Annotated in this window: 23 protein-coding genes; 11 read left to right on the top strand and 12 right to left on the bottom strand. The window is 62.3% G+C overall.

What is annotated here, in order from left to right; translation table 11 throughout:
* Nucleotides 1-871 (bottom strand): ABC transporter permease (locus AWB82_RS16110; RefSeq protein WP_086968829.1); only part of this gene is annotated, 871 nt, incomplete at its 3' end.
* On the bottom strand, nt 871-1,977 hold the full coding sequence (locus AWB82_RS16105; RefSeq protein WP_086968852.1) for a sugar ABC transporter substrate-binding protein: 1,107 nt from the start codon (nt 1,975-1,977) through the stop codon (nt 871-873). The genes AWB82_RS16105 and AWB82_RS16110, both read right to left, overlap by 1 nt.
* A 329-nt stretch (nt 1,978-2,306) precedes the next feature.
* Between AWB82_RS16105 and AWB82_RS16100 the strand changes: the two genes are divergently transcribed.
* On the top strand, nt 2,307-4,049 hold the full coding sequence (locus AWB82_RS16100) for an IlvD/Edd family dehydratase (protein WP_086968827.1): 1,743 nt from the start codon (nt 2,307-2,309) through the stop codon (nt 4,047-4,049).
* A 4-nt stretch (nt 4,050-4,053) separates the two neighbouring features.
* On the opposite strand, the gene AWB82_RS16095 is transcribed toward AWB82_RS16100, so the two are convergent.
* A complete protein-coding gene (locus AWB82_RS16095; RefSeq protein ID WP_086968825.1) occupies nt 4,054-4,977 on the bottom strand; it encodes a DMT family transporter in 924 nt (307 codons plus the stop codon).
* A gap of 127 nt (nt 4,978-5,104) precedes the next feature.
* Between AWB82_RS16095 and AWB82_RS16090 the strand changes: the two genes are divergently transcribed.
* The gene (locus tag AWB82_RS16090) at nt 5,105-5,566 is read left to right on the top strand and encodes a cupin domain-containing protein (protein WP_086968823.1); all 462 of its coding nucleotides are present in this window, start codon (nt 5,105-5,107) and stop codon (nt 5,564-5,566) included.
* Here AWB82_RS16090 and AWB82_RS16085 read toward each other — a convergent pair.
* Nucleotides 5,563-6,336, bottom strand: coding sequence for a DeoR/GlpR family DNA-binding transcription regulator (locus tag AWB82_RS16085; protein ID WP_086968821.1), 774 nt, complete (start codon nt 6,334-6,336; stop codon nt 5,563-5,565). The two genes, AWB82_RS16090 and AWB82_RS16085, sit on opposite strands and share 4 nt — an antisense overlap.
* A gap of 234 nt (nt 6,337-6,570) precedes the next feature.
* Here AWB82_RS16085 and AWB82_RS16080 point away from each other — a divergent pair, with 234 nt between their 5' ends.
* The 9 genes from AWB82_RS16080 (at nt 6,571) to AWB82_RS16040 (ending at nt 16,064) form a co-directional block, all read left to right on the top strand.
* Entirely contained in the window at nt 6,571-8,133 is a 1,563-nt protein-coding gene (locus tag AWB82_RS16080; protein ID WP_086968819.1) for a glycerol-3-phosphate dehydrogenase/oxidase, read from the top strand.
* Between the two features lie 169 nt (nt 8,134-8,302).
* Complete coding sequence (locus AWB82_RS16075) at nt 8,303-8,701, top strand: VOC family protein (protein ID WP_086968817.1); 399 nt, start codon at nt 8,303-8,305, stop codon at nt 8,699-8,701.
* 67 nt (nt 8,702-8,768) lie between these two features.
* Nucleotides 8,769-9,413: a twin-arginine translocation signal domain-containing protein gene (locus tag AWB82_RS16070; protein WP_086968815.1), complete on the top strand. Its 645-nt coding sequence runs from the start codon at nt 8,769-8,771 to the stop codon at nt 9,411-9,413.
* 36 nt (nt 9,414-9,449) lie between these two features.
* A complete protein-coding gene (locus tag AWB82_RS16065; protein WP_086968813.1) occupies nt 9,450-11,033 on the top strand; it encodes a GMC family oxidoreductase in 1,584 nt (527 codons plus the stop codon).
* A gap of 89 nt (nt 11,034-11,122) precedes the next feature.
* A complete protein-coding gene (locus AWB82_RS16060; RefSeq protein ID WP_086968811.1) occupies nt 11,123-11,449 on the top strand; it encodes a ribbon-helix-helix domain-containing protein in 327 nt (108 codons plus the stop codon).
* A gap of 200 nt (nt 11,450-11,649) precedes the next feature.
* Nucleotides 11,650-13,239 (top strand): MBOAT family O-acyltransferase, encoded by a 1,590-nt coding sequence (locus AWB82_RS16055; protein ID WP_086968809.1) that lies wholly within the window; start codon nt 11,650-11,652, stop codon nt 13,237-13,239.
* Nucleotides 13,240-13,241: 2 nt separating this feature from the next.
* The gene (locus tag AWB82_RS16050; protein WP_086968807.1) at nt 13,242-14,279 is read left to right on the top strand and encodes a hypothetical protein; all 1,038 of its coding nucleotides are present in this window, start codon (nt 13,242-13,244) and stop codon (nt 14,277-14,279) included.
* A 193-nt stretch (nt 14,280-14,472) separates the two neighbouring features.
* Entirely contained in the window at nt 14,473-15,534 is a 1,062-nt protein-coding gene (locus AWB82_RS16045) for a catalase family peroxidase (protein WP_086968804.1), read from the top strand.
* Complete coding sequence (locus tag AWB82_RS16040) at nt 15,531-16,064, top strand: cytochrome b (RefSeq protein WP_086968802.1); 534 nt, start codon at nt 15,531-15,533, stop codon at nt 16,062-16,064. The genes AWB82_RS16045 and AWB82_RS16040 overlap by 4 nt, the downstream gene beginning before the upstream one ends.
* Nucleotides 16,065-16,077: 13 nt before the next feature.
* Here the strand turns inward: AWB82_RS16040 and pdxR are convergent, their stop codons facing one another.
* From pdxR to AWB82_RS16000, 8 genes are all read right to left on the bottom strand, one after another.
* On the bottom strand, nt 16,078-17,595 hold the full coding sequence (gene pdxR / locus AWB82_RS16035; RefSeq protein ID WP_086968800.1) for a MocR-like pyridoxine biosynthesis transcription factor PdxR: 1,518 nt from the start codon (nt 17,593-17,595) through the stop codon (nt 16,078-16,080).
* A gap of 129 nt (nt 17,596-17,724) precedes the next feature.
* Complete coding sequence (locus AWB82_RS16030) at nt 17,725-19,029, bottom strand: MFS transporter (RefSeq protein WP_407643006.1); 1,305 nt, start codon at nt 19,027-19,029, stop codon at nt 17,725-17,727.
* A gap of 42 nt (nt 19,030-19,071) precedes the next feature.
* On the bottom strand, nt 19,072-20,745 hold the full coding sequence (locus AWB82_RS16025; protein WP_086968850.1) for a GMC family oxidoreductase: 1,674 nt from the start codon (nt 20,743-20,745) through the stop codon (nt 19,072-19,074).
* Nucleotides 20,746-20,961: 216 nt separating this feature from the next.
* The gene (locus AWB82_RS16020) at nt 20,962-21,786 is read right to left on the bottom strand and encodes an IclR family transcriptional regulator (protein WP_235023318.1); all 825 of its coding nucleotides are present in this window, start codon (nt 21,784-21,786) and stop codon (nt 20,962-20,964) included.
* A gap of 9 nt (nt 21,787-21,795) precedes the next feature.
* Entirely contained in the window at nt 21,796-22,809 is a 1,014-nt protein-coding gene (pta, locus tag AWB82_RS16015) for a phosphate acetyltransferase (protein WP_086968796.1), read from the bottom strand.
* Between the two features lie 76 nt (nt 22,810-22,885).
* On the bottom strand, nt 22,886-24,727 hold the full coding sequence (gene xsc, locus AWB82_RS16010) for a sulfoacetaldehyde acetyltransferase (RefSeq protein ID WP_086968794.1): 1,842 nt from the start codon (nt 24,725-24,727) through the stop codon (nt 22,886-22,888).
* 219 nt (nt 24,728-24,946) lie between these two features.
* On the bottom strand, nt 24,947-25,795 hold the full coding sequence (locus AWB82_RS16005) for an IclR family transcriptional regulator (protein WP_086968792.1): 849 nt from the start codon (nt 25,793-25,795) through the stop codon (nt 24,947-24,949).
* A gap of 124 nt (nt 25,796-25,919) precedes the next feature.
* Nucleotides 25,920-26,672, bottom strand: coding sequence for an IclR family transcriptional regulator (locus tag AWB82_RS16000; RefSeq protein ID WP_086968790.1), 753 nt, complete (start codon nt 26,670-26,672; stop codon nt 25,920-25,922).
* Nucleotides 26,673-26,795: the final 123 nt, after the last annotated feature.

Here is a 26,795-nt window from a genome sequence, read left to right as displayed (position 1 = left end):
CCGCCGCACCGAGCAAACCGCCGACGATCGTGCCCGAGCCGCCCGTCAAAGGCGTGCCGCCGATCACCGCAGCGGCGACGGCGAGGAACATGATCTGGTTGCCGCCCGCTTGCGGATCGATCGACGTGATGCGAAAGCTTTCGAGAATGCCCGTGAAGCCGGCGAGCACCGCCGCGAGCACGAAATTGCCGAGCCGCAGCCGGTTCACGTGAATGCCCGCCTCGCTCGCGCCGAGCGGATTCGCGCCCGCCGCCTGCGTATGCAGACCCCAGCGCGTATGCCGCAACAGCACATGCATGACGAACGCGATCGCCACCGTCCAGATGATCTCGCTATAACCCCACGCGCCCATCACGGCGGCGAATCCGGGCGAGCCCGGCGTTGCGGCGGGCGTGCCGCGCGAGACGGTCAGCGTGATGCCGTTGATGAGAAAGAGCGTGCCGAGCGTCGTCACGAACGAAGGCAGGCGCAGAAACACCGTCACCGCGCCGTTCACGAAGCCGATGATCGCCGCTGCGACGAGGCCCGCGATCACCGCGAGCCACATCGGCGCGCCCGCATCGTTCGCGAACACCATCATGAACGGCGCGAACGCGAACACCATGCCCGCCGAGAGATCGATGTCGCCGCCGATCATCAGCATGATCTCGCCGAACGCGATGATCGCGACCGGCGCGATGTACTGCGACAGGTTGACGAGGCTCGCGTTGCTGAGCAGGAAGTCGTGGTTGACGAACTGGAAGTAGGCCGCGAGCAGCGCGGCCACGAGCAGAATGCGCAACTCGGGCGCCCAATGCGACGCCCACGCACCGCGCGGACTGGCGATCCGCGCGGGCGTGGTTGCTTTACGAGGTTCGTTCACCGTATTCATCAGGACTTGATCGCGCCTTTCATCGGCACGATTTGCGGCTTGGTGGTCTTGCCTTCGTAACGCGTCGACGTATTGAGGTACGGCTCGACGGTATCCTTGGTCACGAACTTGAGACCGGTGTTGATGTTCGCCGGCCCGACGAGCCCGCCCGACGCGAGGAACACGAACGCTTCCATTACCGTGTAGAAGCCCTGCACATACGGCTGCTGATCGATGGTGAAATCGAGGAAGCCTTCGTGAATGAGCTGGATGGTCTGCGGCAACAGATCGAAGCCGCCGCCGTGCACGCCCTTCGAGGGCAGATTCGATTCCTTCATCACTTGCGCGACGCCTTGCGTGCTGCCCGCATCGACGGCGAACATGCCCTTCAGGTCCTGGTGGCCGAGATAGAACGACTTGATCTTCGACAGCTCTTCGTTGACGGTCGCGCCCGTCGCAACGGTCTGAATGTCGATCTTCTTGCCGGACTTCTTGATCGCATCGCTCGCGCCGTCGAGACGCGGCTGAATGTTCAACTGTCCCGGCGTCGCGATGAAGAGCGCGACCAGGCCGCTGTCGATCAGACTCGCGATACGCTCGCCCATCTGATAGCCCGACAGATACAGATCCTGACCGATATACGCGAGCCGCGGATTCGACTTGCCGCGCGGCGCGTCGGCGTTGTAAGCGAACACGGGAATGCCGGCGTCGAGCGCGGCCTGAATCGGCTTGTCGAATGCGTTCGGATCGACGATCGGCACGGCGATAGCATCGGCTTTCGCGGCGATCGCGGAATTCACGGCACGCACCATTTCGCCCGCATCGGAGGTGGCCGAGCCGGTCCATTGATAGTCCATGCCGAACATGGCGCACGCATCCTGAATGCCGTATTGCGTCGGCACGAAGAACGGGTTCGTGGTCACGTGATTCACGAACACGATCTTCCATTTCTTGTGCTGCGGAAACGCCGCTTCGGCCGCTTGCGCGGTCGAGATCAGACCGCCGCCGCCAGCCACGCCGCCCAGCAGCGAGAGCGCCGCGCCGAGTCCCGCGCCCTGCATGATGCCGCGCCGGCCCGCGCTGATGAGCTTGCTTTCCTTTGCGTCGTCATCCCGATTCTCCGCCATGTCTTCCTCCAGTCGTTTCTTCGTTGGTCGATGGGTCGACTCATCGTCGATCGCGTTCAGATACTGGGTTTCACGACACGTCATTCGCACGCGGCTTTCATGAATGAAAGAGCGAAGCGTCGCGAATGACGTTGCGAGCAGTGTGCGAGAGGGCGATTCGAAAAGCGCGGCGTTTTGAACTAGTAATTGGGATATGCGAAGCCCGCGCGCTGACTTCAATAGACAAACTATATGCAGAGTGTTTTGACGTTGCGATTAGCGTTTTCCCGGTACGCCCTATCGATATAGTCATGCTATTTATACGTCTTTGACACCGAGTGACCAAAGCCATGAGCGCCCCAAAAGCCAAGCTCCGTTCGGCCGCGTGGTTCGGCACCGCCGACAAGAACGGTTTCATGTACCGGAGCTGGATGAAAAACCAGGGCATTCCGGATCACGAATTCGCGGGCAAGCCGATCATCGGGATATGTAATACGTGGTCCGAACTAACGCCGTGCAATTCGCACTTTCGCAAACTCGCCGAGCATGTGAAGCGCGGCGTGTACGAAGCGGGCGGTTTTCCCGTCGAGTTTCCGGTGTTCTCCAACGGCGAGTCGAACCTGCGGCCCACCGCGATGTTCACGCGCAACCTCGCGAGCATGGACGTCGAGGAAGCGATACGCGGCAATCCCGTCGATGCGGTCGTGCTGCTCGTCGGCTGTGACAAGACGACGCCCGCGTTGCTCATGGGCGCGGCGAGTTGCGACGTGCCCGCGATCGTCGTCTCCGGCGGCCCGATGCTCAACGGCAAGCACCACGGGCGCGACATCGGCTCGGGCACGGTCGTGTGGCAACTCAGCGAGCAGGTGAAGGCGGGCAAGATTTCGATCCACGAGTTCATGTCGGCGGAAGCGGGCATGTCGCGCTCGACCGGCACCTGCAACACGATGGGCACCGCATCGACGATGGCGTGCATGGCCGAAGCGCTCGGCGTCACGCTGCCGCACAACGCCGCGATTCCGGCGGTCGACTCGCGTCGTTATGTGCTCGCGCATCTGTCGGGCATGCGCATCGTCGAGATGGCGCTCGAAGACTTGCGGTTGTCGAAGCTGCTCACGCGCGAGGCGTTCGAGAACGCGATTCGTGCAAACGCGGCGATCGGCGGATCGACGAATGCGGCGATTCACCTGAAGGCGATCGCGGGCCGCATCGGCGTGAAGCTCGAACTCGACGACTGGACGCGCATCGGTCGCGGCACGCCGACGCTTGTCGACCTGCAGCCTTCGGGACGCTTCCTGATGGAAGAGTTTTATTACGCGGGCGGCCTGCCTGCCGTGTTGCGGCGTCTCGGCGAGGCGAACCTGATTCCGCATCCGAATGCGCTCACGGCGAACGGCCACACGCTATGGGAGAACGTGAAGGACGCGCCGCTCTACAACGACGAGGTGATTCGCCCGCTCGACAAGCCGCTCGTGGCCGATGGCGGTCTGTGCGTGCTGCGCGGCAATCTCGCGCCGAACGGCGCGGTGCTGAAGCCATCGGCTGCGACGGCCGCGCTGCTGAAACATCGCGGCCGCGCGGTCGTGTTCGAGAACTTCGACGATTACAAGAGCCGTATCGCCGATCCCGATCTCGATGTCACGGCGGACTCCGTGCTCGTGATGAAGAACTGCGGCCCGAAGGGTTATCCGGGCATGGCGGAAGTCGGCAACATGGGCCTGCCGCCGAAGCTGCTCGCAGAAGGCGTGACGGACATGGTGCGCGTGTCGGATGCGCGCATGAGCGGCACGGCGTATGGCACCGTCGTTCTGCACGTCGCGCCTGAAGCGCGCGCGGGCGGGCCGCTCGCGATCGTGCGCGACGGCGACTGGATCGAACTCGATTGCGACAACGGCGTGCTACGCATCGACATCGGCGACGATGAAATCCGCGCGCGCCTCGATGCGTGGACAGCGGCGAAGACCGAGATTCCCGAGGATCGCACGGGTTATCGCAAGCTGTACGTGGAGCACGTGCTGCAAGCCGATGAAGGCTGCGACTTCGATTTTCTCGTCGGATGCCGTGGCGCGGACGTGCCGAAGCATTCGCATTGAGGCGCTAAGTGCGCGGCTTCCACGTGGCGATGGCGACGCCGAGCACGGCGACGCCCATCGCCCACCACGCGGCTTCCGGCAGCACTTCGCCGAGAAAGAAGTAGGACAGCACGGCGGCGGCGGGCGGCACGAAAAAGAACAGCGACGCCACTTGCGAGACCTTGCCCGCACGCGTCATCGCGAGCAGCAGCGTGATCGCGATCAGCGAATTGCCGATCACGAGATAGGCGAGCGTGGCGACGAGCGTCGGCGTCCAGTGCACTTGCGTGTGCTCGAAGAGCAACGCCATCGGCGCGCAGAACACAAAGCCGACGCTGTATTGCACGAGATTCGACGTCAGCGGATCTTGCGCGGTGCCGAGCCGCTTTTCATAGAGCATCGCGCCCGTGATGCCGATGAGCGCGCCGATCGCCAGCAACACCGGTCCGAGCGATGCCGCATGCAGCGGCCCGCGCGCGACGATCACGCCGGCCGCGCCCGCGAGCCCGAGCAGCAAGCCGATCCATCCGCGCATGCCGATTCGCTCGCCGACGAACTTCGGTGCGAGCACGCCGACGAGAATCGGTTGCAGGGACACGATGAGCGCGAGCACGGACGTCGCGATGCCCGCGGTCATAGACAGATAACTGAGCCCGAAGTACATCACCTGCACGAGAAAGCCGACGACGCCGAGATGCAGCCACGCGCGCGCGTTGCGCGGCCACTGCGGGCGTCTGATTGCGCAGACCGCGAGCAGCACGCCGACGCTCAACGCGAAGCGTATCGAGAGAAACGTGAGCGGCGAGGCGTAGTGCAGGCCGGTCTTCGCAATCGGAAAGCCGGCGGACCAGAGAAGCAGAAAGAGAATGGGGCCGCCGGTCGTGAGCCACCGGCGTTCGTTTTGCGTGCTGCCGTCTTCTTGCTGGTCGATGCGCGGCGCTTGCGCCATGTTTGCGTCCTCGTGCTCGTTTGCGTGCAGCGGAAGTACCCGATTGTAGTGTTCGGGACGATGCGGGCGAAGTGTGAGACATTCTCTTCTTCAAGCTTCATCGGTTCGTAAAACACGTGAGCCTGTCATGCCGAAGATCGACCTTGCCGCCGTGCCCGCGATGAAGGGTTCTGGATACCCGCCGCCCTTCGACGCGCCTTGCGCCGATCGCACTCGTCGGCGTCTCGGCGATGCGGCCGGTCTCAGCGATTTCGGCGTGAATCTGATGCACCTGCCGCCGGGCGGCTGGTCGAGTCAGCGTCATTGGCATTCGCATGAAGACGAGTTCGTTCAGGTGCTCGAAGGCGAGCTGGTGCTGATCGAAGACGGCGGCGAGACGACATTGCGCGCGGGCGATTGCGCGGCGTTTCCGAAGGGAACGGGAAACGGTCATCACATGATCAACCGGTCGGAGAGGATCGCGGTGTATCTCGAAGTCGGCAGCCGCGTGCAGGACGATCTTACGACCTGCTCCGATGTCGACATGATGAGCGCCAACGCCGATGGCCGCTTCGTGCATAAAGACGGCACGCCGATCGCGGGGTTCTAATCCGCGACATGCACCGCGACGTCGGCGGCGGCCAGACTTTCCGCGATCCACTCGGGCGGAGGGGCATCGGTGAAGAGTGCGTCGATCTGATCGAGATGCCCGAGCTTCACGAGCGCGGCGCGGCCGAACTTCGAATGATCGGCGACGAGAATCACCGTGCGCGACTGCTCGATGATCGCCTGCGCCACGCGCACTTCCGCGATATCGAAGTCTCTGAGCGTGCCGTCTTCCTCGATGCTCGAAATGCCGATGATCCCGAAGTCCACCTTGAACATGCGGATAAAGTCGACGGCCTGCTCGCCCACGACGCCCTTGTCGCGCGCGCGCACCTTTCCGCCCGCGACCATCAGTTCCGCGTCGGACTCATCCGCGAGAATGTTCGCCACGTTCAGGTTGTTCGTGATGACGCGCAGCCCCGTATGCTGGCGCAGCGCGCGCGCCACTTCCTCAGTGGTCGTGCCGAGGTTGATGAAGAGCGTCGCGTGATTCGGGATCTCGGCGGCGACCCGCTTCGCGATGCGCCGCTTCTCGTCGAGGAACATCTGCTGACGCGCCGTGTAGGCGGCGTTCTCGGAACTCGTCAGCGCGCTCGCGCCGCCGTGGTAGCGGCGCAGGAGATTGCGGTCGGATAACCAGTTGACGTCGCGTCGAATGGTCTGGGGCGTGACCTCGAATTGCGCCGCAAGGTCTTCAATGGTCGCGAAGCCGTCTCGGGCGACGCGCTCCAGCAGCGCGCGTTGCCTGCCGTTCAGTGCATGGTCGGATGTCATCGAGCTGCGCGAAATCGCAAATAAATGAAAATTATCGGATGCGCGCAGTGTACGGTCAAATCCGCCGATTGCAGCTTTTGCACGCGCCTGCGCGAGCGGGTCGCCATCTTTCCGTCGGCGCCGGCCGATGCTAGTATGGTTGCAAACGAATGTAAATATTCGTTTTCGAACATAATTTGAACCGGTTGTCCGGAGTGGCCGCATGAGCCAGCGACGTTTTATCCTTGCACTCGAATGAAAACGAACACGCCACCCGAGCGCGCGGCGCTCCTGCGCGAAACAGACCAGACGCCGCTCTTCGATGTCGTCGTGATCGGCGGCGGCGCGAGCGGTCTCGGCACGGCCGTCGACGCGGCGTCGCGCGGTTATCGGACCTTGCTTCTGGAAGCGCGCGATTTCGCGAAGGGCACGTCGAGCAAGGCCACCAAACTCGTGCACGGCGGCGTGCGCTATCTCGCGCAGGGCAATATCCCGCTCGTTCGCGAAGCGTTGCGAGAGCGCGGACTGCTCGCGCGCAACGCGTCGCATCTCGTACAGGCGCTCGGGTTCATCGTTCCGGCATATCGGCTCGGCGACAAGCTCATGTACGGCGCGGGGCTCAAGATCTACGACTGGCTCGCGGGCTCGCTGAATCTGCGGGCGAGCCGCAGCCTCGATCTCGCCGAAACCCGCGCGAAGTCGCCGATGCTCGCCGAATCCCTGCACGGTCACGCCTTGCGCGGCGGCACGCTCTATTTCGATGGTCAGTTCGACGACGCGCGTCTCGCCATCACGCTGATGCGCACGCTGTTCGATCTCGGCGGCGTGGCGCTGAACAATGCCGCGGTGCGCGGCGTCAGCTTCGATCGCGCGGCGGGGCGTCATCGGCTGGAAGTGGAGGACGTCGAAAGCGGCGGCAGGTTCGCGGTGAACGCGCGGTGCGTCGTCAACGCGACGGGCGTCTGGGTCGATTCGATCCGCGCGATGGCGGAGCCTGGCGCGCGCCCGATCGTCGCGCCGAGCCAGGGCGTTCACCTTACCTTGCCGGGCCGCTTCCTGCGCAGCGACAGCGCGATCCTCGTGCCCAAAACGAAGGACGGGCGCGTGCTGTTCATGGTGCCGTGGCACGGCCATGCGATCGTCGGCACGACGGACACGCCGCGCCACGATTTGCCGCTCGACCCGCGCGCGAGCGACGAGGATATCGACTTCATCCTCGCGACGGCTGCCGACTATCTGTCCGTCAGGCCGACGCGCGACGATGTCCTGAGCGTCTGGGCGGGGCTTCGTCCGCTCGTGAAGGCCGACGGCGCGGCGTCGACCGCGTCGTTGTCGCGCGAGCATACGATCGAAATGAACGCGACCGGCATGATCACCGTGACGGGCGGCAAGTGGACCACGTACCGTCTGATGGCGCAGCAGGTGATCGATCTCGCCGTGTCGAAGCAACTGCTGTCCGCCGCGCCGTGCCGCACCGCGTCGTTGCCGCTGCACGGATCGACGGCGGAGCAGCACGGCCACTACGGTTCCGATGCCGCGCTGATCGGGCGGCTGCCGGGTGCGCAGAACGTGCTGGTGAAGGCAAGCGGGCTGACCGAGGCGCAGACGCGCTTCGCGGTCCGCGCGGAACTCGCGCGTTGTGTCGAAGATGTGCTGGCGCGGCGCAATCGCGCGTTGTTTCTCGATGCCGCCGCCGCCCGCGAAGCCGCGCCCGAAGTCGCCAGAATCGTGGCCGAAGAACTCGGGCAAAGCGCGCGGTGGCAATCGGAAGAGGTCGCGCGTTTCGATGCTTTCGCGCGAACCTGGATGCTTTCATAGCGATTACTCGACGGCAAACCATTTCGCTTTCGCGCCGATATGTTCGTTTGCGCGCATAGCGAACGGCGCGCCCGCGTCGGTCTCGGGGAAACGCCTATACCCGATTTAACCGGCCATTACCTTTTGCGCGCAAGGCTTCCTACACTTGTTTCACGAGGAGGAGGCGCTCATGTCAAAGCTCATTCACACGATGATTCGCGTGCAGGACCTACAACGTTCGCTCGATTTCTACGAGAAGGCGTTCGGCCTCGGCGTCGCGCATCGGCTGGACTTTCCGGACTTCACGCTTGCCTATCTGCGCAACGACGAAACCCACGCCGAACTCGAACTCACCTGGAATAAGGGACGCGCCGAGCCTTATACGCACGGCGACGGTTACGGCCACGTCGCGGTGAGCGTGCCGGACGTGAAGGCGGAGCGTGAGCGTCTGATCGGCCTCGGTCTCACGCCCAACGACGTGCGCGAATTCAAGAACGACGACGGTTCGCTCATCGCGCGTTACTTCTTCATTCAGGACCCGGACGGCTACAAGATCGAAGTTCTCGAACGTCACGGGCATTACGAGTAGTCGCAGTTGCACCACGCGGGACCATATACATAACTAAGTTGCTGCAGTGCCCCACAAGGAGAGAGACATGCGAGACACGATCATTCCGATCGTCGCGCAGCGGCGCGCGCACGACGTTGAACATCATCACGAGCATGATGAAATCGCCGCGGCTCCACCGAAGATCGCGCTGACGCGACGGGAGTTCCTGCGCGGCACCGGCGTGCTGGTCGGCACCATCGCCGCGACGTCGATTTTTGCGAGCCTCGCGCCGAGCCGCGTGTGGGCGCTCGAAATGCAGGGCTTGAGCACGCATGAGGGTGAGGTGCTGCTGCAAGTCACGCGACAAATCTATCCGCACGCGACACTCGACGACGCCGTCTACGCGCTCGTCGTGAAGGACCTCGACGCCAAGGCGAAGGCCGATCCCGCCGCGCGTCAGCAACTCGCCGACGGCGTCGCGCAGCTCGACGCCAAAGCCGGCTCCGACTGGACCAAACGCGGCGCGATCGACAAGGCGGGGGACGTCGCCGCGCTCGCGGGCACGCCGTTCTTCAACACGGTCCGCAGCACCGCCGTCGTCTCCCTTTACAGCAACCCGCTGGCCTACGAGCACTTCGGCTACGGCGCGTCGAAGGGTGACGGCGGCTATCTCTATCAGGGCTTCAACAACCTGACCTGGCTGCCCGATCCGCCCGCGGCCGACAGCGGCCCGATTCCGAAAGACAGCTAACCCAATCGAGCGATCCGACGGAAAACGGAGGCAGACATGTATACGGACAACAAGGTGCAGTTCAGGCACAACGACGATCACGTCGTGGTGATCATCGGTTCCGGCGCGGGCGGCGGGACGCTCGCCAACGAACTCGCGCAGAAGGGCGTCGACGTGGTCGTGCTGGAGGCGGGCGCGATGCACACGCAGGGCGATTTCGCGACGGAAGAATGGAGCGCGTTCAAGCAGCTCTCGTGGCTCGACAATCGCACGACGTCGGGTACGTGGCGCGTCGCGAAGGACTTTCCGAACCTGCCCGCGTGGATCTGCAAGACCGTGGGCGGCACCACCGTTCACTGGGCCGGCGCGAGCCTGCGCATTCAGCCGCACGAGTTCAAGGCGAAGACGACTTACGGCGACGTGCAGGGCGCCAATCTGCTCGACTGGCCGGTCACGCGCGCGCAACTCGACCCGTACTACCATCGCGCCGAGAACAAGATGGGCGTGACGCGCACGAACGGCATGCCGGGTCTGCCGGGTAACAACAACTTCAAGGTGATGTCGGCGGGCGCGACGAAGATGGGCTACAAGGAGTGCAACACCGGCCACATGGCGATCAACAGCACGGTGCGCGACGATCGCACGCACTGCTTTCAGCGCGGTTTCTGCTTTCAGGGCTGCCGCACGGGCGCGAAGTGGTCGACGCTCTACACCGAACTGCCGCGCGCGCAGGCGACGGGCCGCATGGAATTGCGCCCGCAGTCGCACGTGGTGAAGATCGAGCACGATGCGCGCGGCAAGGCGACGGGCGTCGTCTATTACGACAAGGACGGCAAGCTGCAGCGGCAGAAGGCGCGCGTCGTCGCGGTGGCGGGCAATGCAATCGAGACGCCGCGCCTCCTGCTCAACTCGCATTCGAGCAAGTTCCCCGACGGCCTCGCGAACGGTTCGGGCCAGGTCGGCCGCAACTACATGCGGCATACCACGGGCTCGGTCTATGCTGTGTTCAACGACAAGGTCGAGATGTTCAAGGGCACGACGATGGCCGGCATCATCGAGGATGAATCCGTGTTCGATCCGAAGCGCGGCTTCGCGGGCGGCTATCACATGGAGACGCTTTCGCTCGGGTTGCCGTTCTATGCGGCGTTTCTCGATCCGGGCTCGTGGGGGCCGAACTTCGCGGCGGCGATGGATCAGTATCAGTACACGGCGGGCATGTGGATCGTCGGCGAGGACATGCCGCGCGAATCGAACCGCATCACGCTCAACACCGACGTGAAGGATCAGTATGGTTTGCCGGTGCCGAACGTCCACTTCGACGATCATCCGAACGACGAAGCGATGCGCCAGCACGCGTACAAGCAGGGCAGCGCGGTGTACGAAGCGGCGGGCGCGAAGGCGACGTATCTCGTGCCGCCGTATCCGTCCACGCACAATCTCGGGACGGCGCGCATGAGCGCGAAGGCCGACGACGGCGTCTGCAATTCGCACGGCCAGGCGCACGAAGTGTCGAACCTGTTTATCTCCGATGGCAGCCAGTTCACGACGGGCGCGGCGGAGAACCCGACGCTCACCATCGTCACGCTGGCGATCCGCCAGGCCGACTACATCGCCGGCCAGATGAAGCAGCGCAGGGTTTGAAGCGATTGCCGGCAGATGCGCGGCAGCGTAGTTTTTTGGGTTGGCCGTCGTGCGCGAGCATGACGGCCCGTTTCCTGGAGGCCAACGTCATGTGTCGGGTGTATATCAACGCCGATCCGATCTCCTATGAATCGCGCACGCGTTCGCTGCGCATTCATGGCGTGATCACCACGGTCCGGCTCGAAAATCTCTTCTGGGACGTGCTGCAGGAAATCGCCGGGCGCGAAAATCTGACGACCAGTCAGTTCGCGGTCAAGCTCTACGACGAACTGATCGCGCTGCGCGGCGAGGCGCCCACCAACTTCGCGTCGTTTCTGCGTGTGTGCTGTTTGCGCTATCTGTCGATGCGCGATGCGAAGCAGACGGAAGGCGAGGCGGCGGGCGCGGTGGCCTTGCGCGTGCTGAAGGCCGGCTAGCCCGATACGTTCCTGTCGTGATCGTGGCGGGACGAAGGCGCGCGGGGAGGAATTTTTCTCGCGATGCTATCGGCGTGCCTTTCTTCTTTCAGCCAAAGCGATGGTGACATCGGCCAAGCGCCGCCGGCCATTCGATTCAACATCTAGCATGCTGTTCGACCGACAACGAACGTGACGCCGTTTGCCACGGAGTTCCGAGCATGCTGTTTAATTCTTATTCGTTTCTTTTCGCGTTTCTTCCGGTGGTTTTCGTCGGCGCGTTTTTGTTCGGCCGTTACAGTCATCGACTCGCCGCCTTGTGGCTCGGGCTGGCGTCGCTTTGCTTTTATGCAATCTGGACGCCTCGCTTTCTCGTGCTCTTGCTGGGCTCGATCATGTTCAACTATGCCGCCGCATGGTGGATCGGCATGGAGAGCGAGAAAGCGAAAAGCGGCCACGCGAAGCTGGTTCTGATCGGCGCGATAACTTTCAATCTCGGCCTGCTGGGGTACTATAAATACGCGAACTTTCTTATCGATTCATCGAATCATTTTCTGGGGCTTAACCTTTCGGCCCTCGATATCATTTTGCCGCTGGGAATCTCGTTTTTCACGTTCACGCAGATAGCCTTTCTCGTGGATGTCTATCGCGGCGTCGCTCGCGAATATAACTTCATCAACTATCTCTTGTTCGTCACGTATTTCCCTCATCTGATCGCCGGGCCGGTGCTGCATCATAGTCAGATGATGCCGCAGTTCGGCAATCCAAAAACCTTCCGGATCAATCCGGAGAACATTTCCGCCGGGTTGACGGTTTTCGTGCTGGGCCTGGCGAAAAAAGTCCTGATTGCGGACACCCTCGCCAAAGGCGCGGTGCCGCTTTTCAGCGCGGCCAGCGCGGGCGTGCCGCTTACTTTCTTCGAAGCCTGGACGGGCGCGCTTGCCTACACGCTGCAGTTGTATTTCGATTTTTCCGGCTATTGCGATATGGCCGTGGGTATCTCTCTGCTTTTCAACGTCAAATTGCCGATCAACTTCGATTCGCCTTATAAGGCGGCCAGCATCATCGATTTCTGGCGGCGCTGGCACATGACGCTATCGGCGTTTCTGCGAGATTACTTATACATTCCGTTGGGCGGGAGCCGAAACTGCGGCACGTCGCGCCGCTACGTCAATCTGATGATAACGATGCTTCTGGGCGGCTTGTGGCACGGCGCAGGATGGACCTTCATCGCGTGGGGCGGACTGCATGGCGCGTATCTGATCGTGAACCACGGTTGGCGAGCCGTTTCCCCGCGCCTTGGAATCAAGGCCTCAAGCCGATTCGCGCGAATCGCCGGCGTCGCGTTGACATTCTTCGCTGTCGTGGTGGGATGGGTGTTTTTCAGAGCCGATAACTTTCAGACCGCGTGGAACATGCTTGCGGGCATGGCGGGATTTCATGGCGTTTCCATACCCGCTTCACTGGAAAAGCATGTGTCCGCCATCGCGGGTTCCGCCCTGCATTCGAGGATACGTTTCGATGGCTTTCTGCCGTCCGTCGGCGTGCCGTCGATCGTGTTCATCACGTTGCTCTTCGGCTTGGTTCTCGTGTGGGGTTTCCCGAACTTGCAGCGTCTGCTGGAAAGCTATAGATCGGCCGACCGTGCGCGAAGCATGCCGCTGGCATTCACGGGCATCTGGAACAGGATGTTGCCGCGTCGGGTCGATGCGACGCTGCTGGCCGCGAGCCTTTCCGCCTTGCTCTTTTTCGTCGTGGTTCTGGCTATTGGATCATCGGGTCCGTCGGAGTTTCTCTATTTCGAGTTCTGACCATGACGTATCTGAAAATCTTTGCGACTTCGCTGGCCATTATCGCGATCGCGTGGTTCTCAGTGGCTTTGATGCTCGCGCCCGCGCCGATCGCCGGAGAGTACTGGGTTCGGGAAATGACGGTCGTAAAACGGAGCATCGCGCTTCACTACAAAGGTCAGCGAAAGCTGATCGTAGCGGCTGGCTCGAACGTACTGTTCAGCGTGGACACGACGCAATTGAGCAAAGATCTCGGCATTCCTGTGCTGAATTACGGATTTCATGCGGGACTTGCGCTTGACGAGATTCTGGGCGAGGTGACTTCCGTTGCCGAGAACAACGACACCGTCATTCTCGCTCTGGAGCGGGAATACTATTGCGACGATGCAAACAAGGAAAGCGCCACATGGAGAGCGCGCAACGCCATAGCCTGGGATCACGAGCGCTGGCGGACGTGGTCGATATTCCGGCGGATCGACGCGATAACATCGATGGGTCCGGGACTTCTTTTCGAACTGGCGCAGGCACGGATTCGCGAGACGTGGTTTCCGAAATCCATCGAAGACCGGCTTCGCGCGTTTCACGATCAGGAAATCGTGACGAGATTTCTCGATGCGCCGCCGCCGACGGCATTCGCCTATTCCGCGTATCACCTCGATGGATTGGGCAATATGCAGCAGATCGATGGCTCGTATTACACCGGGCGTCCTGAATCGGCGGAGCAGGAAACCGAAGTGTGTCCGGATAGCTTTCTCGTTCTGAAAAGATTCGTCCGGGCGATGCACGACAAGGGCGTGGCGGTCTACTTCGCCAACACGCCATACGTGCAAACCAGCACGACGCGCGCGGACAGAGTAAAAGAGGCATCGAGGCAATTCGCCACCGCGATTTCGCCACTCGGAACCGTGCTCGACGAACGAAACCAGCTTCTATTCAAGCGCCAGATGTTTCTGAACACCGATCTCCACTTGAACACCGAAGGCAGAACTTTGAGAACCGGATTGCTCGAAGACTCGATAAGAAGCGATCCCGCATTAAAGCAATGGCTCAACTTGCGATAACAGCGACATAAACCGCAAGCAGCTATCGGCAGGTCATAACTTCCTTTCATTTCGGTCGACATCGAACGCGGGATTTCGCGGCGCCTCGGAAGCCCGCGAAGCGGGGGTATCTGCGAATTTTGCGCGTTGCTGGCACGATTTGCGTCACGCTGCTAGATTACCGTGCAACAGAATCGTTGATCGAGAGACTACGGTGACTGACAAATCCGCCTCCCCGCGTTCGCCTCTACCCGCTCTGATTCTCATCGCGGCCATCGTCGCCGTGCTGGTCGCGGCCTTTGCCTACACGGCGGGCTGGCTCACGCCGAATCGCCTTACGCCGGCGAAGATCGTCGGCAGCCTCGCGCCTCCCGGCGGCGCGGTGCCGGGCTTCAGGCGCAATCACGCGAAAGGAATCTGCTTTACCGGCGATTTCGAATCGAACGGCTCGGGCGCGGCGCTCTCCAAAGCGAAAATGTTCACGCCGGGCACCTATCCCGTCACGGGGCGCTTCAATCTCGCGACGCCCGACCCCAAAGCATCCGACGCAATGGCGCGCGTGCGCGGCCTGAGCCTGCGTATCGTGATGCCCGACGCAAGCGAGTGGCGCTCCGCGATGATCGATGCCCCGTTCTTCCCCGTCGCGACTCCGCAGGCGTTTTTCGACCTGCAACGCGCGCTCGCGAACAAGAGCGATCCCGAGTCGATGCAGAAGTTCGCCACCGCGCATCCGGAGATCGCCGCGTTCGGCGCGTGGGCCGGCGGCGCGCCGTGGACCGCCTCGTATGCGGACGAGCGCTACAACAGCCTCAACAGCTTCGTCTTCACGAACGCGGATGGACAGGATCAGACGGTGCGCTGGTCGTTCATTCCGGCTGCGAAGCCCGAGAACCTGACGCCGGACGAGTTGAAGCAGAAGGGCGCGAATTTTCTCGATGCCGAGATCACGCAGCGCGTGCAAAGCGCGCCGCAACGCTGGGCGATGGCCGTCACCGTCGCGAATCCGGGCGACCCGACCGCCGATCCGAGCAAGGCGTGGCCGGAAGACCGGCATACGGTGGAAGTGGGCACGCTCGTGGTGAAGACGATCGAGGCGGAGCCGGACGGCCCGTGCCGCGATCTCAACTTCGATCCGACCGTGCTGCCGTCGGGCATGCGCGTATCGGACGATCCGTTCCCCGCCGCGCGCTCGGCCGCGTATTCCGTGTCGTTCAATCGACGCACCGCCGAGGACAAGGATTATCCGCACACGCCCGCGCAAGGAGCCAAGCCATGAACGCGATCAACGAGCGGTTCTCGCCGCTGCAACGCGCCCTGCACTGGATCATGGCGATCTGCATTCTTGCGATGCTGTTCATCGGCGTCGGCATGGTGTCGACGGTGCGACCGGACTATCTGACGCTCGTGTCGATCCACAAGCCGCTCGGCATCGCGATACTCGTGCTCGCGTTGATTCGTCTCGCGGTGAGAATCACGCGCGGTGCGCCGCCGTTGCCCGCCAACATGCCCGAGCCGATGAAGCTCGCCGCGTATCTCTCGCACTATGCGTTCTACGCGTTGATGATCGCGTTGCCGCTGCTCGGCTACGGGATGTTGTCCGCGGCGGATTATCCGGTCGTGATATGCGGCTTGCGCTTGCCGTCGCTTCTGCCGCACAGCAATTCGTTGCACACGCTGCTCTGGAATGCGCACAGGTTTCTTGCGTTGTGCTTCTTCGCGCTGATCGTCGTGCATCTTGCTGCCGCGCTGTTTCATGCGCTCGTGCGGCGCGATGGCGTTTTTCACGCGATGGCGCCGTGGAAGTAGCCACGCTTGGGCCTCAAGGGCGCCGCTGCTGCACGACTTGAGCGAGCGCCCGCACGCCGGGCTCGATCAGCTCGGCGCGTATCGCTGAAAAGCCCATGCGAAAGCATCGCTGACCGTCGGCGGGATCGGCGAAGAACACGCTGCCCGGTTCGATGAGCACGCCGAGCGCTTGCGCGTCTTTCGCGAGGCGCGTCGCGTCGAGCCACGGCGGTCCTTCGACCCAGCACGACGCACCGCCTGTCACGTTCGACGCGCGCAACTCCGGCAGATGCGTGGCGAGCGCATCCATCAGCACTTCGGCGCGTTCCTTGTAGACGCGTCCGAGCTTGCGTAACAACGTGTCGTGATGCCCCAGCGCGAGAAAGGTCGCGAATGCGCGTTGGATGTATGCGGCCGGATGCCGGATCATCAATCGACGCAGTGCGCGCAATTCGCGTATCAACGTGCGCGGCGCGACGATATAACCGAGCCGCAAACCCGGCGCGAGCGTCTTCGACAACGAACCGATATACACAACGCGCTCCGCCGTATCCAGGCTCTTCAATGCCGGATGCGGCGTGCCCGAGAACGTGTTCTCGCTCTCGTAGTCATCTTCGACGACGATGAAATCGTGCTTCACCGATAGATCCAGCAATCTGCGCCGCCGCTCGATCGGCATGGTCACGGTCGTGGGGCATTGATGGCTTGGCGTGACGTACACGTAGTCGCAAGGCGCGATCACGCTTTCATCGTCGATTACAGCGCCGTCTTCATCCACTTCGAGCGGCACGATCTGCGCGCCGTGATGCTGGAAGATGTTGCGCGCGTCGGGATAGCCGGGGTTCTCCATGCCGACTTTCGTCTGCGTGCCGCACAACAGCGCGCCGATCAGATACAGCGCCTGCTGGCAGCCGTTCGTGACGACGATCTCTTCGGGCATCGCGAACACGCCACGGCGCGGCAGCACGCGCGTGCGTATCTGTTCGACCAGCGTCTCGTCGTCGCGCTCGATCAGATCGGGCGCCCAGTTGCGGATTTCCATCACCGATAAACCGTGCATGCAGCTCTCGCGCCAGTCGCTCGTCGGGAACAGCTCGGTGTCGAATTGCCCGTAAATGAAGGGATATTCGTAGCTTTGCCAGTTCGACGGCTTGACGATATTGCGCTGATGCGACGGCGCGTGTCTGATACGCGCGCTCCAGTCGGGATGCCCTTGCTGCGTCTCGATGCTCGGCGCATCCGCGATTCCCGTCGCGGTGAAGCTGCGCTGCAATTCGTCGGTTGCCGGATTCACGAAATGGCCGCTGCGCTCGCGCGACACGAGATAGCCTTCCTCGACCAGTTGCTGATAGGCGAGCACGACGGTATTGCGCGAAACGTTGAGTTGATCGGCGAGTTCGCGACTGGAAGGCAAGGCGGAATCGGGCGCGATATGGCCGCTCAGGATCGCGTTGACGATCATCTGGCGGATCTGGTTTTGCAGGCTCATTCCCGAGACCCGCGAGCGCTCGAAGAGCTGCGCCCAAAGCATCGCGGTTGGGCGGGTGGGCATGCACGTCTCCTGAATGTTCTATTGATCTTCAAATATAACGTGCGGGTTGCAACGCTTGCCAGCACGACCAAAAAAACCGCCGCGCCGATGCTTCGGCGCGGCGGCTATCGATTCTTCTCGCGAAGACGATCAGCCCACCGAAAACGCCATCTCCCGCCTCTGCCGCAACCCGAGCCACGCGGCCGACATCGCGCTGATGATCCCCGCTGCGAGGCAATATCCCGCGATCATCCACGGATCGCCGCCATTGCGCTGCAACAGCCACGTCGCAACGATCGGGCTGATGCCGCTCGCGAAAATGCCCGAGAACTGATACACGAACGAGATGCCCGAGTAGCGCACTTTCGCATCGAATAGCTCGGAGAAGAGCGCGGCTTCCGGACCATAGATCGATGCATAAACGACGCCCAACGGAATCACGACCGCGAGCCACGCGAGCATCGTATTGCCGCCGCTGTTCTTCATGAGCCAGAAGCCGAAGAACGCGGAAAGCCCGGTCGCGAGCGATCCCCAGAAGTAGATGCGCGCCCGTCCGATGCGATCCGAAAGCCGCCCGAAGAACGGAATCGTGAAGATCATCACGAATGCGGCGACCATCACGCCGAGCAGCGCATCCGTGCGTGGCAGATGCAGCGTTCCCGTGAGATACGAAATGGAGAACACGCCGAACACGTTGAAGAACACGCCATCGATGAATCGCGCGCCCATGCCCGCTATCGTGTTGCCGGGATACTTGGTGATCACGTCGACGATCGGCATGCGCGCCTCGCTGCCGGTCTTCTGAATGCGCGCGAACTCCGGCGTTTCCATCACGTTCAACCGGATATACATGCCGATGGCCACGAGCGCGAACGACAGGAAGAACGCGAGTCGCCAGCCCCACGCGAGAAACTGCGCGTCGGTCAAGGTGAGAGACAGCCCCGCGACGACACCCGACGAAAGACACAAGCCGAGCGCAAGACCGATCTGCGGAATGCTCGCGTAAAAACCGCGCTTGTTCTCGGGCGCGTATTCGAACGCCATGAGCACGGCGCCGCCCCATTCGCCGCCCAGACCGATGCCTTGCAGCACGCGCAGCAACAACAACAGCAATGGCGCCCAGATGCCGATTTGCGCATACGTGGGCACCATTCCGATCAACACCGTCGCGACGCCCATGATCGTCAGCGTCATCACGAGCATGCTCTTTCTGCCGACGCGATCGCCGAAATGACCGAAGATCACGCCGCCTAAAGGCCGGCTGAGAAAGCCGACGGCGAAGGTGCCATAAGCGAGCATCGTCGAGATGAGCGGATCGCCGCTCGGAAAATAAAGCTTGTTGAAGACGATGCCGGCGACCACGCCGTATAGAAAGAAGTCGTACCACTCGATCGTCGCGCCAATCAAGCTCGCGACGACCACCTTTCTCATTTGTTTGCCATCGGTTCGGGGCAGTGCGTTCATGGTTTGTCTCCGTGATGGGTGTGAGACTTGTGCTCAGTCTCTCTGGCCTGTATGGGCCGTTGGCTTTTCCACAACGACTTGCGGTGCGTCTTCTACGCGTGTGACCTGCTGATAGCGCTGGTCTTCGAGAATCATGTCGGCGGCTTTTTCCGCGATCATGATGACAGGCGCATTCGTGTTGCCCGATACGAGCTCCGGCATGATCGACGCATCGACCACGCGCAGGCGTCCGATGCCGCGCACCTTCAGACGTTCGTCGACGACCGCGAGCGCATCGCTGCCCATCTTGCACGTGCCCGCCGGGTGATAGATCGACTGGCTGAACTTGCGAGCGACGTCGAGCAGATCGGCGTCGGACCGGTACCCCGAACCGGGAATGAACTCCGACACGATGTGCTTGACCAGCGACGGCGCGGCCGCAATGCGCCGCGCTACTTTGATGCCGCCGATCACGACGGGATGATCGCGCTCGTCGGAAAGATAATTCGCGTGGATCGCGGGATATCGAAGCGGATCGTTCGAGCGAATCTCCACGCTGCCACGGCTATACGGGCGCAATTGACACACCGAAGACGTGAACGCCGAAAACGGATGCGCGCCCTGGCCGGGCTTATCGGCGGAAAGTGGTTGCATATGAAACTGGATGTCGGGACGCGCGACGTCCGGCGACGAGCGCGTGAAGATCACGACCTGGCTGGCCGCGAGCGTAAGCGGCCCGGTGCGCGAGATTGCATATTGCAGGCCGACGAGCGCTTTCTTGAGCGGACTGTTGACCTCGTCGTTCAACGTGCGCTCGCGCGTCTTGAAGACGAGCCGCACTTGCAGATGATCCTGCAAATTCCGGCCGACGCCCGGCAGTTCGTGCCTGACTTGCACGCCCGCATCGTTCAGCACGCTCGTAGGCCCCACACCCGAGTTCTGCAAGATCTGCGGTGAGCCGATCGCGCCGGCCGCGAGAATCACTTCGACGCGCGCACGAACCGTCTTCACGACGCCTTCATGCAGGTACTCGATGCCGGTCGCTTCCTTGCCGTTGAACAGCACCTTCCGTGTCTGCGCACGCGTCTCTACTACAAGATTGCGCCGGTCGCGCACCGGTTTGAGAAAGCCCTTCGCGGTGCTCCACCGAAGGCCCTTGTAGGCCGTCTGCTGAAAGTAACCGACGCCTTCCTGCGTCGCACCGTTGTAATCGGCGTTGAAGGGAATGCCGATTTCCTGCGCCGCCGCGATGAAGTGATCGGCGATCGGACGGCGCAAGCGCAGGTCCGATACCTTCAAAGGGCCGCCCGCACCGTGATATTCGCTCGCGCCGTGCTCCTGATCTTCCGATTTCCGGAAGTAGGGCAGCACGTCCTTGAAGCTCCATCCCGCGTTGCCGAGTTCGGCCCATCGATCGTAATCCTCGTGCTGACCGCGCACATAAAGCAGCCCGTTGAGCGAGCTGGAGCCGCCGAGCACCTTGCCGCGCGGCCAGTCGATGCTGCGCCCGGCAACGGCATTGTCCGGCTCCGTGCGATAGCACCAGTCGAGCTCGGGATCGTGCATCGTTTTGAAGTAGCCGACGGGAATATGAATCCACGGGCTCGTATCGCGGCCGCCCGCTTCGAGCAGCAGCACCGTGTTGGACGGGTCGGCGCTCAAACGGTTGGCGAGCACGCAACCTGCCGAGCCCGCACCGACGATGACGTAATCGACTTCCTGCTGCATGACGCCTGTCTCCTGAAGTCTTCTTTTGGAACGAATCGCTTCGTTTGCGTTTCGTTCAATGTGGAAGAAGCGGACAAGGAAGCCAAGAAAAAAGCGCGGAAGTTCGCGAAAGTGAAACGGAAACTGCGAAATCCGATTCAGAAGCAAGAGGGGATTCGGGTTGTCCCTGAGTCGCGAAATTTGATTCGGAAAACGAAGTAACGATGTTGCGATGCGTCAGAACGTGGCCGTGAGATCGGCGGCGGCTTCCTGCAAGCGCGGCACGAAGGTGAGCGCGCGCGACAAGGCCATGCGCGAGACCGGCCCATGCACGGCGATGGCCGCGATGCATTTGCCACGCGAATCGAACACCGGCACGGCGACGCACGCGATGCCGAGCACGAACTCTTCGTTGTCGACGGCAATGCCCTTGTGCGCGATGCGATCCAGTTCCGCTTCGAGCAGGTTTGGATCGTCGAACGTGTTGGGCGTGAAGCGTTCGAGGCGCATCGCGCGAATCAACGCGGCGCGGTCATCGCGAGGCATTGTCGAAAGAAGCAGCTTGCCGCTCGCGCTGCAATGCGCGGGAACGTGCGAGCCTGGCTTGAGTTCCAGCCGCAGCGCCCACGGCGATTCGCAGCGGTCGAGGTAGAGCACCTGCGTGTCGTGCAACGTGCCCAGGTTGCACGTTTCGCCCAGATCGGCGACGAGGCGCTCCAGAATCGCGTGACGCTGACGTCGCGCGCCGCTGTGCATCATCACGTCGACGCCAAGCCGTTCGAGGCGCGGACCGATCACGTAAGCGTTCTTCTGGCCCGGCTCGCGCGCGACGAAGCCGCCCGCTTCGAGCGATTGCAACATGCGATGCAGCGACGCCTTCGGTTGCTCGATGATGCCGGCGAGTTCCGCGAGCGACAGCGCGCCCTTCGCCGCGACCAGATGTTCGAGCACGCTGAATGCGCGCAGCGTGGGCGTGTCGGTGCGCGCGGCGCTATCGACGAGCGGCGTGCTTTCCGTCGATTCAGGCTGAACGAATGCGTCGGTATCGGCTCGCGTATCCATGATGCGCACTCACGCCGTGTGATGCCGCGCTGCCTGCGCCTGCACGCAAGTCACGGCGATCACGTGATAGATGTCGTCGGCGCTGCAGCCGCGCGACAGATCGTTGGCGGGCTTCGCAAGACCTTGCAGCAACGGCCCGATAGCCTTGGCGCCACCGATGCGCTCCGCGAGCTTGTAGCCGATGTTTCCCGCTTCGAGACTCGGGAAAATCAGCGTGTTCGCGTGCCCTTCGATTTGCGAGTGATGCACCTTGCGCATCGCAATTTCGGCGACGATCGCGGCGTCGAGCTGAACGTCGCCATCGATCGCGAGGCCGGGCCGCGCTTCCTTTACGCGCCGCGTCGCATCGATAACTTTATCGACGGCCGCATGATGCGCGCTTCCGCTCGTGGAAAACGACAGCATTGCGACACGCGCATCTTCCATCAGCAGACTGCGCGCGCTGTCGGCGGCGGCCATCGCGATTTCGGCGAGTTGCTCCGCATTCGGTTCGACCACGAGCGCGCAATCGGAAAAGACGAGACCGCCTTTCATCGTATGAAACGGTTCGCACAGCATCATTAGAAAGAAGCTGGAAACGAGTTTGAACGACGGACGAATGCCGATGATCTGAATCGCGTTGCGCACGACATCCGCCGTCGTGTTGACCGCGCCCGACACGGAGCCGTCGGCTTCGCCCATACGCACCATCAGGTTCGCGAAGCACAGCGGCTCGCGCACGGCGGCGCGCGCCTGATCGGGCGTCATGCCCTTCTTCTCGCGCAACGCAAAAAGCTCTTCTGCAAAGCGTTCGCCAAGCGACGATTCAGAAGGATCGATCACCTCGATGCCTTCGAGATCGATGCCCGCGTCATCCGCGACTCGATAAGCACGCGCTTTCGCGCCGACGAGTACGATGCGCGCGATGCCTTCCGCGTGGGCGCGTTGCGCCGCCTGAAGCACGCGCGCGTCTTCGGCTTCGGAGAGGACGATGCGCATCGGCAGGTCGCGAGCCTGATCGATGATGCGATGCATGGCTTTCATGGCGTGTTCTGGGTGGGTTCTTGGCGGTCGGTCGGAAAACGCCGCTCCCAAGGTGCGGAGCGGCGTGTGCAAGGACTTAAACGTAATCCTTGTACTTGTCGAGCATGCGCACCGGCTTCGCGAGCGCATCGCGGCGGAACGGATCGCCGAGCTCACGCGTACACATGATTTCGATGATCGTCGTCTTGCCGTGATTCATCTGCAGGTCGATGGCCTTCTTCAGTGCCGGTCCCACGTCCTCCAGCTTGTCGACGACAATGCCTTCCGCGCCCATCGCCTTCGCGATCTCGGCGAAGCTTTGATTGTCGAGTTCGCCCGCAACGAAGCGGCGGTTATAGAAGTCCACCTGATTCTTCTTCTCCGCGCCCCACTGGCGGTTATGGAACACGACAGCCGTTACCGGAATGTTATGACGCACGCACGTCATGGTTTCCATCAGGCTCATGCCCCACGCGCCATCGCCCGCATACGAAACGGCCGGACGATGCGGCGCCGCCACCTTCGCGCCGATAATCGTCGGGAACGCATAACCGCAGTTGCCCCAGCTCATCGCGGCAAAGAAGCTGCGCGGCTTGTTGAAACGCAGATAGCTGTTCGCCACCGAGTTGATGTTGCCGATGTCCGTCGACACCATCACGTCTTCCGGCATCGCCTTTTCAAGCTCGCGCAACACCTGACGCGGATGCAGATACTGACCGCCGCTGAAAGGCTTCTCGCTCTTCTGCTCTTCGATCATGTCGAGGCTGTACGCGTCGCGCTCGTGCGTCCAGTCGTCGAGTTCTTTTTCCCACGCGGCTTTTTCAGCGGCGATGGTCTTCGCGCGCGCATCCTTCGTCGCGTCGCAATCGAGCTTGCAGTCTGCGAGACGTTGCGTCAGCGCGATGGCGGTCGCCTTCGCATCGCCGCAAATGCCGACGGAAATTTTCTTCACGAGACCGAGCATCTTGTGATCCGCGTCGATCTGGATAACCTTCGCTTCCTTCGGCCAGTAGTCGAGACCGTGCTGCGGCAGCGTGCCGAACGGTCCGAGACGCGAGCCGAGCGCGATGACGACATCGGCCTGGCTGAGCAGCTTCATCGCAGCCTTCGAGCCCTGATAGCCGAGCGGGCCACACCACAGCGAATGATTCGCCGGGAACGAGTCGTTATGCAGATAGCTGTTGACGACCGGCGCGCCCAGACGCTCGGCGAGCGCCTTGCATTCCTCGATCGCATCCGACATCACCACGCCGCCGCCCGAGATGATGACGGGGAATTTGGCTTGCGCGAGCAGATGGGCCGCCTCATTCAGGCTCTGGTCGCCGCCGGGACCGCGATCGAGACGCTGCGGCTTCGGAATCTCGACCTTCACCTGACCATAGAAGTAGTCGCGCGGAATATTGAGTTGCGTCGGACCCATCTCCGACATCGCGCGGTCGAAGCAGCGCGCGGTGAATTCGGCCATGCGCGCCGGATGCGTGACGTGGCCTTGATACTTCGTGAATTCCTGGAACATCGGCAGTTGCTTCGCCTCCTGAAATCCGCCGAGGCCGATGCCCATCGTGCCGGCTTCCGGCGTGACGATCACGACGGGGCTATGCGCCCAGTACGCCGCCGCGATGGCCGTCACGCAATTGCTGATACCCGGGCCATTCTGACCAATCACGACACCGTGACGGCCCGACACGCGCGAATAACCGTCGGCCATATGGCCCGCGCCCTGTTCGTGCACGACGGGAATCAGGCGGATGCCGGCGGGCGCGAAGATGTCCATCGCGTCCATGAATGCCGAACCCATGATGCCGAACATCTCGGTCACGCCATTGGCGGCGAGCGTTTCGACAAATGCTTCGGACGGGGTCATCGCCTGCGGACCGCTCGGTGTCGCGCTGGCGGCGACGGTGGTCTTGGAAGGACGTGCTTGGTCGTGCTCGCTCATGAATGTCTCCGGGTAAAAATAAAACGGAACGTTGGGTTCCGGAATATGTATCGTGATGACATCCTAGGACGAGCGAATTTCGCCGTCAACCTATTTTTCAAATAAACGGAATGAAACGTCTCTAAAAAAATCGGAATTTTTTGGGCGGTGCGACGATCACGGATCGCTGCGAAGGCCCGTGCGGCGGCCTTCGTCGGGCAAATTCGGGGAAGAGCGGAGTTAGCTTGATGCGTTGCGATGGCGCGCCATGAGCGTCAGTCCATCGGATGTATCGATGAGCGTTGCGAGCTTCACGGCGGTTTCGCGCATCTGCGGAACGGCTTTTAGCAGATCGTTCAGGTCCGCGCGCGCGGTCGGCGCATGCGCGGCGAGGCAGGCGAGCGCGCGTCCGGTCGCGGCTTCGATGATAGGCACCGCGACCGCGACCATGCCCAGCACGAACTCCTCGTTATCGATGCCGATCCCGCGCGCGGCGAGCCGGTCGAGTTCGGCTTCCAGCAACGACCGGTCGGTCAGCGTGCGATTGGTTTTCTTCGTGAGCGCGAGGCGGCCGAGAATCTGGCGGCGCTCGGCGAGCGACATCTGGGAGAGAAACAGCTTGCCGCTTGCGGTGCAGTGCAGCGGCACGCGCATGCCGGCCTGCATGTGCAGACGCAGCGGCTCGGCCGTCTCGACGCGCTCTATATAAAGGACCGTATCGCCGTCGAGCGCGGTGAGATTGCAACTCTCGCCGATCACGTCGACGAGCGAGCGCAGGATCGACCGGCAGGCGCGCGTGAACGAGTTGTTCGCGAGCGTGGCGAGCGCAAGCTGGGCGGCGCGCGGTCCGAGCGCGATGCCGCGATCGGTGCCGCGCGAGTCGGGCATGTGGGTGACATAGCCTTGCGCTTCGAGCGAATCGATCAGTCGGAGCAGTGTGGCCTTGGGAATGCGCACGCGCGCCGCAAGCTGCGACAGCGTGTACGCGTGGCCAGCGGCGGCCAGTTGTTCGAGCACGGCAAGCGGACGAAGTGTCCGCGCTTCATCGCCGGCATGCTCGGCGGGTTCGAGTTGTGTGACGTCGCGCATGAATCGGAAACGGAACGTGTGGTTTCGGATTACGGGTACTTTACGCCGATACGTCGCGACGACGCCACAATTTTCGGAACGATCGGTTGCGATTTTATTCTGAATGCGAAAAGGAAAGCGCCGCTCAGAACGTCTTGCCCAGTTCCGCGGCGGCTTCTTTCAGGCGCGGCACCATTTCCAGCGCGCGGGAAAGCGGGGTGCGCGACACCGGCGCATGCACGGCGATCGCCGCGATGCATGTGCCGTGCACATCGGCGATCGGCGCGGCGGCGCACACGATTCCCTGCACGAACTCCTCGTTGTCGATCGCCACGCCCTTCTTCGAGATGCGATCGAGTTCCGCCTCCAGCATCTCCGTATCGGTGATGGTGTTGGCCGTGTATCGCTCAAGCTTCATCGCGCGCACGAGCGCGTTGCGTTCCTCGCGCGGCTGCAAGGCAAGCAGCAGTTTGCCGCTCGCGCTGCACCACACGGGCACATGCGAGCCGGGCTTCAGGTCGAGCCGCAGCGGCCACGGCGCTTCCACGCGATCCAGATACAGGACTTCGTTTTCGTGCAGCATCGTCAGATTGCAGGTCTCGCCGAGATCGGAGACGAGCCGCGTGAGAATCGCGTGACGCAGGCGGCGCGCGCCCGCGTGCGTCATCACGTTGAGGCCCAGTTGCGCGAGGCGCGGGCCGACGACGTATGCGTTCCGGTCGCCGGGCTCGCGGATCACGAGCCCGCCCGCTTCGAGCGACGCGAGCATGCGGTGCAGCGAAGGCTTCGGCATGCTCATGTCATCGGCCATATCGGTGAGCGATACGGGAGTGCCCGCCTGGACCAGATATTCGAGCAGCGCGAAGGCGCGCAGCGTGGGCGTGTCGGGCTTGTCCATCAGCATGATTTCCAGGTGAATTCGTTCGACATTATTTTAAATGAGGTGCGGATTCTCGCCCCATAGGTCGTTTGGCTAAAAATAAACGAAATGATTTGTTCCGAAAAAGAATCGTTGATATGC

Source organism: Caballeronia glebae, assembly GCF_001545035.1.
GTDB classification, from domain to species: Bacteria; Pseudomonadota; Gammaproteobacteria; order Burkholderiales; family Burkholderiaceae; genus Caballeronia; species Caballeronia glebae.
The sequence above is the reverse complement of the archived record's forward strand: the minus strand, read 5'-3'. Positions and strand labels throughout refer to the sequence as shown.

Excerpts from the sequence above, each read along its gene's own strand:
- AWB82_RS16105 (WP_086968852.1), bottom strand. The coding sequence starts at position 1,977 with ATGGCGGAGAATCGGGATGACGACGCAAAGGAAAGCAAGCTCATCAGC.
- AWB82_RS16100 (WP_086968827.1), top strand. The coding sequence starts at position 2,307 with ATGAGCGCCCCAAAAGCCAAGCTCCGTTCGGCCGCGTGGTTCGGCACC.
- AWB82_RS16095 (WP_086968825.1), bottom strand. The coding sequence starts at position 4,977 with ATGGCGCAAGCGCCGCGCATCGACCAGCAAGAAGACGGCAGCACGCAA.
- AWB82_RS16090 (WP_086968823.1), top strand. The coding sequence starts at position 5,105 with ATGCCGAAGATCGACCTTGCCGCCGTGCCCGCGATGAAGGGTTCTGGA.
- AWB82_RS16085 (WP_086968821.1), bottom strand. The coding sequence starts at position 6,336 with ATGACATCCGACCATGCACTGAACGGCAGGCAACGCGCGCTGCTGGAG.
- AWB82_RS16080 (WP_086968819.1), top strand. The coding sequence starts at position 6,571 with ATGAAAACGAACACGCCACCCGAGCGCGCGGCGCTCCTGCGCGAAACA.
- AWB82_RS16075 (WP_086968817.1), top strand. The coding sequence starts at position 8,303 with ATGTCAAAGCTCATTCACACGATGATTCGCGTGCAGGACCTACAACGT.
- AWB82_RS16070 (WP_086968815.1), top strand. The coding sequence starts at position 8,769 with ATGCGAGACACGATCATTCCGATCGTCGCGCAGCGGCGCGCGCACGAC.
- AWB82_RS16065 (WP_086968813.1), top strand. The coding sequence starts at position 9,450 with ATGTATACGGACAACAAGGTGCAGTTCAGGCACAACGACGATCACGTC.
- AWB82_RS16060 (WP_086968811.1), top strand. The coding sequence starts at position 11,123 with ATGTGTCGGGTGTATATCAACGCCGATCCGATCTCCTATGAATCGCGC.
- AWB82_RS16055 (WP_086968809.1), top strand. The coding sequence starts at position 11,650 with ATGCTGTTTAATTCTTATTCGTTTCTTTTCGCGTTTCTTCCGGTGGTT.
- AWB82_RS16050 (WP_086968807.1), top strand. The coding sequence starts at position 13,242 with ATGACGTATCTGAAAATCTTTGCGACTTCGCTGGCCATTATCGCGATC.
- AWB82_RS16040 (WP_086968802.1), top strand. The coding sequence starts at position 15,531 with ATGAACGCGATCAACGAGCGGTTCTCGCCGCTGCAACGCGCCCTGCAC.
- pdxR (WP_086968800.1), bottom strand. The coding sequence starts at position 17,595 with ATGCCCACCCGCCCAACCGCGATGCTTTGGGCGCAGCTCTTCGAGCGC.
- AWB82_RS16025 (WP_086968850.1), bottom strand. The coding sequence starts at position 20,745 with ATGCAGCAGGAAGTCGATTACGTCATCGTCGGTGCGGGCTCGGCAGGT.
- AWB82_RS16020 (WP_235023318.1), bottom strand. The coding sequence starts at position 21,786 with ATGGATACGCGAGCCGATACCGACGCATTCGTTCAGCCTGAATCGACG.
- pta (WP_086968796.1), bottom strand. The coding sequence starts at position 22,809 with ATGAAAGCCATGCATCGCATCATCGATCAGGCTCGCGACCTGCCGATG.
- xsc (WP_086968794.1), bottom strand. The coding sequence starts at position 24,727 with ATGAGCGAGCACGACCAAGCACGTCCTTCCAAGACCACCGTCGCCGCC.
- AWB82_RS16005 (WP_086968792.1), bottom strand. The coding sequence starts at position 25,795 with ATGCGCGACGTCACACAACTCGAACCCGCCGAGCATGCCGGCGATGAA.
- AWB82_RS16000 (WP_086968790.1), bottom strand. The coding sequence starts at position 26,672 with ATGGACAAGCCCGACACGCCCACGCTGCGCGCCTTCGCGCTGCTCGAA.